10 protein-coding genes are annotated in these 12,531 nt (G+C 70.1%); 7 read left to right on the top strand and 3 right to left on the bottom strand.

Annotation, left to right across the window (positions count from 1 at the left end):
• From ACTWQI_RS28270 to ACTWQI_RS28255, 4 genes are all read left to right on the top strand, one after another.
• The coding region (locus ACTWQI_RS28270) for an ABC transporter ATP-binding protein (protein ID WP_443274705.1) at window positions 1-2,393 on the top strand (2,393 nt) is incomplete at its 5' end.
• Window positions 2,394-2,780: 387 nt separating this feature from the next.
• Window positions 2,781-3,794, top strand: a complete 1,014-nt coding sequence (locus tag ACTWQI_RS28265; RefSeq protein ID WP_443274713.1) for a glycoside hydrolase family 5 protein — start codon at window positions 2,781-2,783, stop codon at window positions 3,792-3,794.
• A gap of 237 nt (window positions 3,795-4,031) precedes the next feature.
• Window positions 4,032-4,439, top strand: a complete 408-nt coding sequence (locus ACTWQI_RS28260) for a hypothetical protein (RefSeq protein WP_443274703.1) — start codon at window positions 4,032-4,034, stop codon at window positions 4,437-4,439.
• Window positions 4,440-4,551: 112 nt separating this feature from the next.
• Window positions 4,552-5,982, top strand: a complete 1,431-nt coding sequence (locus ACTWQI_RS28255; protein ID WP_443274701.1) for a S28 family serine protease — start codon at window positions 4,552-4,554, stop codon at window positions 5,980-5,982.
• Window positions 5,983-6,116: 134 nt separating this feature from the next.
• Here ACTWQI_RS28255 and ACTWQI_RS28250 read toward each other — a convergent pair whose 3' ends face one another.
• Window positions 6,117-7,952: a glycoside hydrolase family 3 protein gene (locus tag ACTWQI_RS28250; protein ID WP_443274711.1), complete on the bottom strand. Its 1,836-nt coding sequence runs from the start codon at window positions 7,950-7,952 to the stop codon at window positions 6,117-6,119.
• Window positions 7,953-8,312: 360 nt separating this feature from the next.
• The gene (locus tag ACTWQI_RS28245; RefSeq protein WP_443274699.1) at window positions 8,313-8,933 is read right to left on the bottom strand and encodes a TetR/AcrR family transcriptional regulator; all 621 of its coding nucleotides are present in this window, start codon (window positions 8,931-8,933) and stop codon (window positions 8,313-8,315) included.
• A gap of 58 nt (window positions 8,934-8,991) precedes the next feature.
• Between ACTWQI_RS28245 and ACTWQI_RS28240 the strand changes: the two genes are divergently transcribed.
• The 3 genes from ACTWQI_RS28240 (at window position 8,992) to ACTWQI_RS28230 (ending at window position 11,992) form a co-directional block, all read left to right on the top strand.
• A complete protein-coding gene (locus ACTWQI_RS28240; protein WP_443274697.1) occupies window positions 8,992-9,519 on the top strand; it encodes a hypothetical protein in 528 nt (175 codons plus the stop codon).
• Complete coding sequence (locus ACTWQI_RS28235) at window positions 9,516-10,988, top strand: methyltransferase family protein (RefSeq protein WP_443274695.1); 1,473 nt, start codon at window positions 9,516-9,518, stop codon at window positions 10,986-10,988. Before ACTWQI_RS28240 ends, ACTWQI_RS28235 begins: the two co-directional genes overlap by 4 nt.
• Before the next feature lie 245 nt (window positions 10,989-11,233).
• Window positions 11,234-11,992, top strand: coding sequence for a heparin lyase I family protein (locus ACTWQI_RS28230; protein ID WP_443274693.1), 759 nt, complete (start codon window positions 11,234-11,236; stop codon window positions 11,990-11,992).
• Window positions 11,993-12,049: 57 nt separating this feature from the next.
• Here ACTWQI_RS28230 and ACTWQI_RS28225 read toward each other — a convergent pair whose 3' ends face one another.
• Window positions 12,050-12,481, bottom strand: coding sequence for a nuclear transport factor 2 family protein (locus ACTWQI_RS28225; protein ID WP_443274691.1), 432 nt, complete (start codon window positions 12,479-12,481; stop codon window positions 12,050-12,052).
• Window positions 12,482-12,531 lie beyond the last annotated feature (50 nt).

Genomic DNA, 12,531 nt, shown 5'->3' with positions numbered 1-12,531 from the left:
CCGGCGGGCACCCCGAGGCGAGGCGGGAGGAGGCCGATGGTCTGGCGCGCCGGGACTCGGGCCGTGCCGGGACGTTCGATGGCGATGGCTCGCCGACGGGGCTCGCATCGTCGGAGCGCGATGGCGACGATGCCGGTCTGCAGGCGTCGGACCGTGCCGGGGGCTCCGGAGGCAAGGCGTCGGCCACCGGGCCCGGCGAGCCGGAGTTCGTCGAGCCGGAGTTCGTCGAGCAGAAGGAAGATGACTGGTGGCGGCGCGTCGAGCCCGCGTGGCGCCGTGAGCGGGCGTACGCCGCGGACCGCCGGGCATCCGACGCGGATCTGCGGCTCGACGTCGGCATCGAGGTCGAGGCCGAGATCGACTGTGAGCCCGTCAACGCCCGGCGCCGCGTCGTGGACGGCGTGACGCCCGAGCTGTGGGGCCGGGACAGCTCCGGCGCGAAACCCCGCACGGGCTCGACCGCGGTGGGCACGGCCGACGCCGTCGTGGCCCCGAAGCCCGCCGCCGGCGTCGCCGCGGGCCCCGGGATCGCCGGGGCGCTGGCCGGGATGCCGGCCACGCCCGAACTGCTCGCGCAGGTCGCCGCGCTGCCGCCCGCCACCGACACCCCGCAGGTGGACGAGGAGCGAGCGGTGCGGTCCGAGAAGGACTACGGGCTGCGGCAGTTGCTGCGCGGCTTCGGCGCGCCACTGCTGCTCAGCCTGGCGCTGGTCGCCGTCGACGCCGTCGCCGGTCTCCTGCTCCCCCTCCTCATCCGGAACGGCATCGACGACGGCGTCCAACGGCTCGCCCTCGGCGCGGTGTGGACCGCCTCCGCGCTCGCGCTCTTCGTGGTACTGGCCCAATGGGCCGCCCAGATCGGTGAGACCCGGATGACCGGCCTGACGGGCGAGCGCGTCCTCTACAGCCTTCGCGTCAAGATCTTCGCCCAGCTGCAGCGGCTCGGGCTCGACTTCTACGAGCGCGAGCTGTCCGGCCGCATCATGACCCGGATGACGACCGACGTGGACGCGCTGTCCACGTTCCTCCAGACCGGCCTGGTCACCGCGGTCGTCTCGCTGCTCACCTTCTTCGGCATCCTGGTCGTGCTGGTCCTCATCGACGCGGGTCTCGCCCTCGTCGTCTTCGCCACGCTGCCCGTCCTCGTGGTCGGGACCGTCGTCTTCCGGCGCAAGAGCGTCGTGGCGTACGAGCTGGCGCGGGAGCGCGTCAGCGCGGTCAACGCCGACCTCCAGGAGAGCGTCGCCGGGCTGCGCATCGTGCAGGCGTTCCGCCGCGAGCGCAGCGGCGCCGAGCGGTTCGCCGCCCGCAGCGACGCCTACCGGCAGGCGCGGGTGCGCGGACAGTGGCTGATCTCCGTCTACTTCCCCTTCGTCCAGCTGCTGTCGTCGGTCGCCGCGGCGCTGGTGCTGATCGTCGGGGCGGGCCGGGTGAGTGCGGGGACGCTGACGGCGGGCGCGCTGGTGGCGTACCTGCTCTACATCGACCTGTTCTTCGCGCCCGTTCAGCAGCTCTCACAAGTCTTCGACGGCTACCAGCAGGCGACCGTGTCGCTCGGCCGCATCCAGGAGCTGCTGCGGGAACCCGCCACGACCGCGGTCCCGGAGCAGCCCCGGCCCGTACGGTCGTTGCGCGGCGAGATCGCCTTCGAGGGCGTGCACTTCCGGTACGGCACCGCGGACCCGCCGGCGGGCGACGAGGCGCTGGCGGGCATCGATCTGCGCATCCCGGCGGGCCAGACGGTCGCCTTCGTCGGCGAGACCGGCGCGGGCAAGTCGACGCTGGTCAAGCTGGTCGCGCGGTTCTACGACCCGACGGCCGGCACGGTCCGGGTGGACGGCACCGATCTGCGCGAGCTCGACCTCACCGGCTACCGGCACCGGCTCGGTGTCGTGCCCCAGGAGTCGTACCTCTTCCCGGGCAGCGTGCGCGACGCCATCGCGTACGGCCGCCCGGAGGCGACCGACGCCGAGGTGGAGGCCGCCGCCCGAGCGGTCGGCGCGCACGAGATGATCGCCTCGCTCGACGGCGGTTACCTCCACGAGGTCTCCGAGCGGGGCCGCAACCTCTCCGCGGGCCAGCGGCAGTTGATCGCGCTCGCCCGCGCGGAGCTCGTCGACCCGCGCATCCTGCTGCTCGACGAGGCCACGGCCGCCCTCGACCTGGTGACCGAGGCATTGGTCAACCGGGCCACGGACCGGCTCGCGGGGCGGCGTACGACGCTGGTCGTCGCCCATCGCCTGACCACGGCGGCGCGTGCGGACCGGGTGGTGGTCATGGACCACGGCCGCGTCGTCGAGGACGGCACGCACGCCGAACTCCTCGCGGCGGACGGCCACTACGCGCGCCTCTGGCGGACCTTCGTCGGCGAGCCGGAGGCCGCCCCGGCGTGAAGTGATGGCCTGCGACCGTACCGGAAACTGCAGGGGCCGCCGGTGGGACGGCAGGCTGCCCTCATCGTCTTGCACGCGGGTGCACAGTCGCCGGTCGGGCCCGCCGGCCGGCCCATTGCCCCACCCCGCCCCGGGCAATGGGCCGTGTCCGTGCGGCGGCACGGACACGGCCCGCACCGCGTCCTCCTCCGAACCGTCCGGCCGGCTCAACGTGAGCTGACCGGATGGTTCGTTTCATACGCCGGTGTCGGATGTCTTGACGGGACACTGTCATCGCTGCTCTCATCCATTGAAAAGTTCGGAAACTTTCCTAACAGTTAGGAGAGTCACGTGCGAACCCCCATGTCCGGACGCTCGCGCACCGCGCGGGTGTTCACCGGTCTCGCCATGACCCTGACGCTCGGCCTCGGCGCGGCACTTCTGGCCACGACTTCCGGGAGTGCCGCCGCCGCCCCGGCCGCCGACACCCCCGTCGGCATCAACGGCAAGGTCTCGGTCTGCGGGACCAAGCTCTGCAACAAGGACGGCAAGCCGATCCAGCTCCGCGGCATGAGCACCCACGGCACCCAGTGGTACAGCCAGTGCGTCACGGACGGCTCACTCGACGCCCTGGCCACGGACTGGAACGCCGACATCCTGCGTGTCTCGACGTACGTCCAGGAGGGCGGCTACGAGAGCAACCCCAAGAGGTTCACCGACCTCGCCAGCCAGATCGTCGACCAGGCGACGGCCCGCGGCATGTATGTGATCGTCGACTGGCACATGCTCGACCCGGGAGACCCGAACTACAACCTCGACCGCGCAAAGACCTTCTTCACCGAGATGACGAAGCGTCACGGCAGCAAGACCAACGTCCTCTGGGAGATCGCCAATGAGCCGAGCGGCGTGAGCTGGGCGAAGGTCACGAGCTACGCCGAGAAGATCATCCCGGTGATCCGCGGCAACGACCCGGACGGAGTCGTCCTCGTCGGCACCCGAGCCTGGTCCTCGCTCGGCGTCTCCGAGGGCAGTGACGAGAAGGAGGTCGTGAACAGTCCGGTCAACGCCTCCAACATCATGTACACCTTCCACTTCTACGCCGCCTCGCACAAGGACGAGTACCTCCAGACGCTGTCCCGCGCGGCGGACCGCATCCCCATGTTCGTCACCGAGTTCGGCACCCAGAACTACGCCGGCGAGGGCGCGAACGACTTCACCATGTCGAAGAAGTACCTCGACCTGATGGCCCAGAAGAAGATCGGCTGGACCAACTGGAACTTCTCCGACGACCACCGCTCCGGCGCGGTCTTCAAGCAGGGCACCTGCAAAGGCAGCACCTGGGCCGGGACGTCCGTCCTCAAGCAGGCGGGCGTCTGGGTCCGCGACCATATCCGCACCCCCGACAACTTCCCCACCGGCTGACCCTCCCCTGGGGGTACTCCCCCAGCTAACGCCGGGGGTGCCCCCGCCCGGGCCGTTAGGCCCAGGGGGACTACCGCTGGGAGGTGCCCCCACCCCCAGGGTGGGGGTCCCCCCGGCGAAGCCAAGGGGGCGTGCCCCCAGGATCGGCCGGCCCGGGGACCCCGGGAACCATCCGCACCACCATGCGCGTGTAGCTTGGCGATCGGCCTTGTGTCCGAACGTCGGACACCTGACCCCGTGGGGGAGGCACTCGTGCGCGGTGGTGCGGTAAGCCGTCGAATAGCGCTGGGGGCGGCGGCCGTCGTGGCCTTCGGGATGGTCGGACTGGCCGGGGCCGGTGCCGCCCGGGCAGCTGAGGCCGCCCGGTGCCCCGGGTGGAAGGTGAAGACGCTGACCTTCGCCTCCGGTTACGTCCGTATCTACAAGAGCAACAACTTCGTGTGCGCGGTCACGGTGGCCAAGAATCCGGGACCGAAGCGGAAGATGAGCGTCAGCGTTCAGGCGCGCGGCGGCCACCCGTACACGGACAGCGGCTGGTACACGCGCCACGCGGGCCCGGTCCGGGTGTCGGCGGGCGGGCGCTGTGTCCTCGTCCGCGGCTCCATCGGCAGTCATCGGGTGAGCTCCGGCTGGATCCTCTGCTGAGCCGAAACCGTGTCGAACGCATTCGCGTATCAGGTCTGGCGGCCGCGGGAGTTGCACCGGTAGGTTCGCGGCGACCTTTGCATACCCATGTGCAAAACCCAGGGGAGGGCGAATGCGCAAGTCGCTCAGATGGCTGCTGGCGCTCGTGGTGCTCATAGGCACCGTCGGGGCCGGCAGTGCGGCCGGAGCGGTTACCGCCGCGGAGCCGAACGAGGACATAAAGGACCGGATTCTCGCGATACCCGGTATGAGTCTCATCGAGGAGAAGCCGGTCGTCGGATACCGGTACTTCGTCCTCAATTACACCCAGCCGATCGACCACCGACGCCCGTCCAAGGGCACCTTCAAGCAGCGGCTCACCGTGCTGCACAAGGCCACCGACCGTCCGACGGTCTTCCATACCTCCGGCTACAACGTCTCCACGAACCCCGGCCGCAGCGAGCCGACCCGGATCGTCGACGGCAACCAGGTCTCTATGGAGTACCGCTTCTTCACACCGTCCCGTCCCGACCCGGCCGACTGGTCCAAACTGGACATCTGGCAGGCCGCCAGCGACCAGCACCGCATCTTCAAGGCGCTGAAAGAGATCTACGGCAAGAACTGGCTGGCCACCGGTGGCAGCAAGGGCGGCATGACGGCCACCTACTTCCGCCGCTTCTACCCGAACGACATGGACGGCACCGTCGCGTACGTCGCTCCGAACGACGTGAACAACCGCGAGGACTCCGCCTACGACACATTCTTCGAAAAGGTCTCCACCAAGGCGTGCCGCGACGCCCTCAACGCGGTCCAGCGCGAGGCGCTCGTCCGCCGCAAGGAGATGGTCGATCTCTACGGCAAGTGGGCCACGGAGAACAGCGCCACCTTCAACACCGTGGGCAGCCTGGACAAGGCGTATGAGAGCGTCGTGCTCGACTTCGTCTGGGCCTTCTGGCAGTACAGCTCCGAGAAGGACTGCGCCACCGTGCCCAAGCCGACCGCCTCCACGAAGGAGCTGTACGACTACGTGGACGAGAAGTCCGGCTTCTCCTTCTACACCGACCAGGGCCTCGCGCCGTACACGCCGTACTACTACCAGGCGGGCACCGAGCTGGGCGCACCGACGCTGGAGTACCCGCACCTGAAGGGCCTGCTGCGCTACCCCGGGTACTTCACCCCGCGGGCCTTCGTGCCGCGCGACATCCCGATGAAGTGGAAGAACAGCGTCATGCGGGACATCGACCGCTGGGTCATGGACCGCAGTGAGCGGATGCTCTTCGTCTACGGCGAGAACGACCCGTGGGGCGCGGAACCGTTCCGGCTCGGCGAGGGCTCCGAGGACTCGTACGTCTACACCGCTCCCGGCGCCAACCACGGCGCGAACATCCTGGGCCTGAGGGCCGACGAGCAGGCCAAGGCCACTGCCGAGGTGCTCGAGTGGGCGGGCGTCGCCCCGGCCGGCGTCCTGCAGGGCAAGATCCTGCCGAAGCCGCTGGCGAAGGCCGACAGCAAGCTCGACCGCCAGCCGGTGGAGCGCGAACTCCGGCAATTCCTGCGCCCGTAAGGCGCGGCCGTTGCCTCTCGGCGCTTCGCGCCGATCTTCCTACCTGCCCGCTCCGCTCAGGGCGGGCAGGTAGGAAGGACACCGCGCCGCAGGCGCAGCCGCGGGTTCCCGCCACCGCCGGGGTCTCCCGGGAGTCAGTACGACAGCCCGTACCCGATCGGGTACAGCACCTGGTCCGGATCGTCCCCCCGGGGGACGGGCACCGGCAGCTTGCCCACCGGACGGGCCCGGCCGGCGATGACCCGCGCAGCCGCGCGCAGCTCGACGTCCGTCCAGGAGTACGTGGCGAGCGACGCCCGGGCGCCGGTGATCCGCGCGATGTCGTACGGATTGCGGATGGCCAGGTGGATCACGGGTACGCCGGTCTCGGCGAGCGACGAGACCAGCGAGCGCTGCGAGGACTTGGCGGACACGTTGTACGTCGCCACGATCACCGCGTCCTTGCCCTTCGCCGCCGCGACCGCCGCGTCGATCTTCTCCTGCGTCGGGTCGGGCCGGCTTCCCGTGCTGGTGGACAGTGCGGTGGCGGTGAACCCCAGTTCTTTGAGGGCCTTGGCGAGAACGGTGGTCGGTGGGCCGCCGGTGCCGGACGGCGCGGCCGGATCGACGCCGACGACCAGCAGGTTCCGCTGCTTCCGGCGGTTCAGCGGCAGCAGACGGCCGGTGTTCACCAGCAGGGTCGTGGTGCGCTCGGAGACCCGGTCGGCGGCGACAAGGTGCGGCCTTATGCCCACGGTCCGGTCCACGCCCTTGTGGGTGACGTACGGGTCGCGGAACAGGCCGCGGCGGGTCTTGAGTTCCAGGATGCGAAGGATCGATTCATCGATCCGCTTCTCCTCGATCTCGCCGTTCCGTACGGCCTTCAGGACCGCGTTCCAGGCGACGGACAGAACCGGCGGGTTGAGCAGCTGGTCGACACCCGCCTTGAGCGCCAGCACCGGCACCCGGTCGTCGCCGTACTTCTGCCGTACGCCCGCCATGCCGAGTGAGTCCGTCACCACCACGCCGTCGTAGCCCAGCTTCTCGCGCAGGATGCCGGTCAGGATCGGCCGGGAGAGGGTGGCCGGGTCGTCGGCCGGATCGAGGGCGGGGAAGAGCAGGTGCGCCGTCATGATGGAGTCGATGCCGGCGGCGATCGCGGCCTTGAAGGGCGGCGCGTCCAGCCGCTCCCACTGCTCCCGGCTGTGGGTGATGAGCGGCAGGCCGTAGTGGCTGTCGACGGCGGTGTCGCCGTGCCCGGGGAAGTGTTTGGCCGTGGCCGCGACGCCGGAGCTCTGGTAGCCCTCCACCTGGGCGGCGACCAACCGGGCGACGGCCTCGGGGGCGGCGCCGAAGGACCGCACGCCGATGACCGGGTTGGCCGGGTTCACATTGACGTCCGCGACCGGCGCGTAGTTCTGACGGATGCCCAGGGCGGCCAGCTCCGCCCCGGCGACCCGCGCGGCGATCCGGGTGTCCTCGCGCGAGGCGTGCGCACCCAGGGCCATGGCTCCCGGCATCAGGGTGGCGGGCGCGCCGACACGGGCCACTATGCCGTGCTCCTGGTCCGTGGAGATGAGCAGCGGTACGGGGGTGGGCTGGGCGAGTCCGGCCTTCTGGATGCCGTTGGAGAGGTCCGCGATCTGGTGCGGATCCCGGGTGTTGTGCGCCCAGGTGAAGTAGATGATGCCGCCGACGTGGTACCGGGCGATGAGCTCGGCGGCGTTCTTGACGCCGATCTCCTTCTGGTTCGAGGCGACGTCGGCCGGGTCGGGGTCGGTGGCGGAGTGCCCGAAGACCCGCATGACGAAGAGCTGGCCGACCTTCTCCTCCAGGCTCATCCGGGAGATGAGCCGGCGGAGGCGCTGTCGGTCGGCTTGGGACGGCGTGCTCAGGGCGTGGGCGGCGGAGCCGGTCGCGGCGAGGGATACGGCCGCGGTGGCGGCCGTGGCGCCGGCGAGGACGGCGCGTCGGGAGGGCCGGGACGTCACCGACGTTCCGGCGTCGGGTCTCGCGTCGGGTCTCGGGGAGGACGTTTCTTCGGGGAGCACGTGCACTCCTTCCGGGAGGAGGTGCGTGGCGGTCGAAGGGGCGGCCCGTAGGGCCTCGGTTGAGGGCGGTGGTGGGAGACGGGTGGGAGACGGGCGGGCGCGTGAAGGAAATTTCCAAGGAATCGTCAGGAAACACGCATAGCTGGAAAGTTATCGCCAGTCAATGGGGAGCGCCGCGATCGCCACTCTGGGGCGACGACCGTCACCGGCGACTGCGGACAGGGGGCGCGAGCAGGCCGCCCGGCATGGCTGCCTGCGACCGCTGCGATGCCGCTGAGCGGGCCCCACGCACGGCTGCGCTCACCGAGGTCCGCCGGCCGTCCGGCGCCGGCTGGGCAGGCGCATCGTCAGCAGCTTGGCGCGCGGGGCGATCCGGCGGGCCATGGCGAAGACCGAGTCGGTGCGCGAGCGGTCGGTATCCAGCACCGTGAAGAGGTTCACCCCGAGATAGAAGGTGATCGCGGCATTGGCCAGATCGCGGGGCGGGGTGAGCCGGGCGAGCGCGGTACCGCCGATCACGCGCTCCAGGGTCGCCTCGATGAACTCCAGCCAGGGCTCGGCGCGCTGCGACAGCGGCTCGCGCAGCTCCGGCTTGGCTACGGCCGCGGCGACCAGCTCGGAGAAGAGGGTGATGTGGCCCCCGTCGAGGTCGTCGCGGTAGATGCGGGTGGCCGCCTCGGCCAGCTCCTCCAGGGTCCGGACGTCGGCGACGGTGGCGCTGTGCCGGGCCATCCGTTCGGCCGACGAGCGGTCCAGTGCGGCGAGCAGCAGCTGGTCCACGCCGCCGAAGTGGTAGAAGACCAGCGCCGAGTTGACCCCGGCCTCCTTGGCGACCGTACGGGCGCTCGTACCGCTGTAGCCCTGGGTCTTCAGGACGGCCGTCGCCGCGTCGATCAGCCGGTCCTTGGTGTCCACCGTCATTGACCATCCTCCCGTTGTGTCTTCATCATACGGTTTAATCGAGTGATTAAACCGGTCGATGAAAACGCTGGAACGACACTTCGGCGTGGGTCCCGCGCGGTACGAGGCGGCCCTCGCCGCGCCACCCCGCTTCGCCGCGCCGGAACCCGTCTTCCTCAAGATCCCCTTCCCTCACCCGCAGAAGGCCGAAGGCTCGGGACTCGACGTCGGCGACGACCGGGTCATCACCTTCAACCCGCGCAAGTCCCTCGGTATCGGCGCGCGCCCCACACCGCGCTCCATGCGCCTGGTCGTCGCCGAACGGGCCCCCGGGCGCGTCCTCTTCCGCGTCGAGCGCGACACCACCCTGGCCCGCTGGCTCGACCTCGGATCCGCGGAGGTGACCTGGCGGCCCACGGCCGGGCGCCGTACGGAGGTCACCTGGACTCTCCACTACCGGCGCACGTACGACCCGGGCTGGTACTTCGGCCCCCTGCAGAGTTACGGCATGGAGCAGGCCGCGGCGTATCTGTCCGACACGTTCGACGCATCGGCTTCCGAGCTCGCTTCCGTCTCCGGCTCATCGTCCGCGGTGGCCGCCCGATGAGTGCGACGAGCGGCGCAGACCCCGTGCTCATCCGTGCCGTATGCCTCTTCGGGCCGCTGCTCGCGACCGCTGCCGCCGTCGCTTTGCGGCCGCCGCCCGGACGCCCGGCCATCGGCGCCGCGATTCTCGCCACCGCCTGGAACGCGGTCTGGCTGCCCGCCGTCAACCTCCTCGCACTACGCACCGGGTGGTGGACCTTCCACGCCGACGGCGGCACCGTGGCCGGTCTCCCCGTCGACCTGTTGATCGGCTGGGCCCTGCTCTGGGGTGCACTGCCCGTTCTCGCGGGCGCCGAGCGGATGCCGCTGCCGCTCCTCGTCGCCGGACTCGCCTGGTTCGACCTCCTCGTGATGCCGCTCGCCGACCCGGTCGTACGGCTCGGCGGCAACTGGCTCGCGGGTGAGGCGGTCGCGATGGCCGCCGCGCTCGTGCCCGGACTGCTGCTGGCCCGCTGGACCGTACGCGGCACGCATCTGCCCCTGCGTGCCGCCCTCCAGATGCTGCTCAGCGGCGTGCTGATGTTCGCGCTGCCCCTGGGCCTGATCCGCCCGGAGATCCCGGGCGGAACAGCCGGTCTTGCGGTCACGGTCCAGCTCCTCGCCGTCCCTCTGCTGCTCGGCGTCGTCGCCGTCCGCGAGTTCGTCCAGCGCGGCGGCGGCACGCCCGTGCCGTACGACCCGCCGAGCCGACTCGTCACCAGCGGCCCGTACGCGTACGTCCGCAACCCCATGCAGCTGTCGATCGTGCTCAGCCACAGGCTGCTGGGCCTGATCGCGCTGGACTGGCGGCTGCTCGCCGCTGCCGTGGTGTCCTTCGCCTACGGCGCGGGGCTCGCCGACTGGCACGAGTCCGCCGGGCTGCGTGCGGCGTACGGCGAGCACTGGGCCGCCAACAGGGCCGGGGTGCGCGCCTGGCTGCCGCGCTGGAAGCCGTGGAGCGGCAGCGCACCGGCGCGGCTGTACGTGTCGCAGACCTGCGGCCCGTGCAGCCGGTTCGGCCGCTGGGTGGCTCATCGTCGGCCGGTCGCGATGGAACTCGCACCGGCCGAGCACCATCCCCGCCCGCTGCGCCGGATGAAGTACGAGACGGACGACGGCGCCGTACGGGCGGAGGGCGTCGCCGCGCTGGGTCGGATGCTGGGTCATCTGCATCTGGGGTGGGCGGTGGTGGGCTGGCTGCTCGCGGTGCCGGGCGTGCGCTGGTTCGCCCAACTGTGCGCCGATGCCTTCGGCGCGGGCCCGCGCGACATCCCCCATCAGGGGCAGGCCAATCCCCGTGCCCTGCAAGGGGTGAGTGGCTGGGAGTCCCGGCGTGGAACGCCGAGATGGACGCGGTCCTGCGAAAGTCCCGCTGCGGGCCGGGAGGTCCGCGTGCAGATCGAGTTCCCCCCGGCGCAAGCGGCGTCTCCGCTGAATTGCCCCCGCCCGAGCCTGGACGTGTCAGTCGGGCAGCGCTACGTTGCGAATTAGTCTAGACCAATACTCGGTCCACGGGTGAGCTCGAGTCCCCACCGCCCGGATCCTTACGCCGACCACGGCTGCTGTGCCCGCCGCGGTGCAGCTGTCGCTTCGGAATCGATCGGCGGCCCTCCCCCTTGGCTCCGCCGGGGTGTCCCCTGTCGGCGAGCGGCTGGGGGGGCGTGTCCGGGGACTTCGGCCACACCCCATGATGCCGAGCGCGGCCATGGCTTTCCGCTTCGCAAAGGAGTGATCACGTGTTCAAGAACCGCATCACCGTGTTCCTCGCCGTTGCCGCGATGGCGGGCGGGTTGGTGGTCGTCGGGTCCACCGACCCTGCCGAGGCCGCCCTGCCGCCCGGGGTGTTCTTCGAGGACACCGGCAACGTCCAGAACTGGAACAATTACCCGCAGAAGCCGCAGAAGAAGGGAGTCCTGCGCAACGTCGGCAACCCCGTGTACAAGGGGAACAGTGCGATCGAGGCGCAGCAGACCTATATCAACGAAGGCGGTGGCTACCACTCCGAGACCGTCCAGCACGGTTCCCAGGTCGTGGGCCAGGACCGCTACTACGGCCAGGCGATCTACATTGCGCCGAACTGGCAGTTCCACGACCAGAACGTGACCTTCCAGCAGTGGTCGCCGGAGAACCCCTCCGGACCCTGGGAGTTGATGTTCATCCAGAACGACGAGCTGAGGTACGGAGGGTCCGGCGGCTTCAGGGGAACCATCAGCAAGATCACGAACTTGCGCGGAACGTGGATCCGGATTGTCACCCGGCTCAAGTTCCATGAGACCGACGGCGCGATCGAGATCTGGGTCAACGGCGCGAAGAAGGTGAGCAGGACCGGTATCCCGGTTCTGCCGAAGACGTCCAAGTCGATCCGGTGGTCGTCGGGGATCTACTGCACCGGTTGGCGTGACGGCCTTCCCAGCGGACAGCGGGTGCTGTCCGTCTTCCACGACCACGCGCGGATCGCGTCCTCGTACAACCTGGCGGAGCCGGCGAACTGGTGACCCGGACCGGGCGGCGTCCCGTCCGCGCCTTCGGGCGCGGATGGGCTGCGTCGCTTCTTACTGATCGGCGGGCGCTGGGAGCAGACCGTCGGCGATCAACCCGGCGAGGACTGCCTCGCCCAAGGCGTGGACGGCGGACTGTGGCCGGACCATGACCGTGAACTCCTTGATTCGGCCGTCGTCGTCGAAGTGCAGCAGGTCGATGCCGTGGATCTGCTTGCCGTTGGCGGTGGCCCGGAAGAGCAGGACCGCCGAGGGGGAGGTGGTGCCGTCCGTGCTCGTCTCAGCGGTACCGGTGTAGTGGCCGATGTAGCGGAAGTCCTCGAAGGTGCGCAGCAGGACTGCGAAGAGGCCCAGCACCATCGGCTTGCCTTCGAAGGGCGTGAACTTGACGGGGCTGTAGAAGCGGATGTCGTCGGTGAACAGGTCGTCCAGGGCGGCGAGGTCGCGGTTGTCGACGGCGGCGCGGAAGCGGTCGGCTGTGGTCACGACTCCTCCTCATACTCATGAATGTGACTAGTCAGAATCATGAGTATCAT

The sequence above is a fragment of the Streptomyces sp. KR80 genome (assembly GCF_052245555.1).
Classification (GTDB): domain Bacteria; phylum Actinomycetota; class Actinomycetes; order Streptomycetales; family Streptomycetaceae; genus Streptomyces.
The sequence above is the reverse complement of the archived record's forward strand: the minus strand, read 5'-3'. Positions and strand labels throughout refer to the sequence as shown.

Coding starts and splice junctions, on each gene's coding strand:
- ACTWQI_RS28265 (WP_443274713.1), top strand. CDS start 2,781: ATGACCCTGACGCTCGGCCTCGGCGCGGCACTTCTGGCCACGACTTCC.
- ACTWQI_RS28255 (WP_443274701.1), top strand. CDS start 4,552: ATGCGCAAGTCGCTCAGATGGCTGCTGGCGCTCGTGGTGCTCATAGGC.
- ACTWQI_RS28245 (WP_443274699.1), bottom strand. CDS start 8,933: ATGACGGTGGACACCAAGGACCGGCTGATCGACGCGGCGACGGCCGTC.
- ACTWQI_RS28240 (WP_443274697.1), top strand. CDS start 8,992: ATGAAAACGCTGGAACGACACTTCGGCGTGGGTCCCGCGCGGTACGAG.
- ACTWQI_RS28235 (WP_443274695.1), top strand. CDS start 9,516: ATGAGTGCGACGAGCGGCGCAGACCCCGTGCTCATCCGTGCCGTATGC.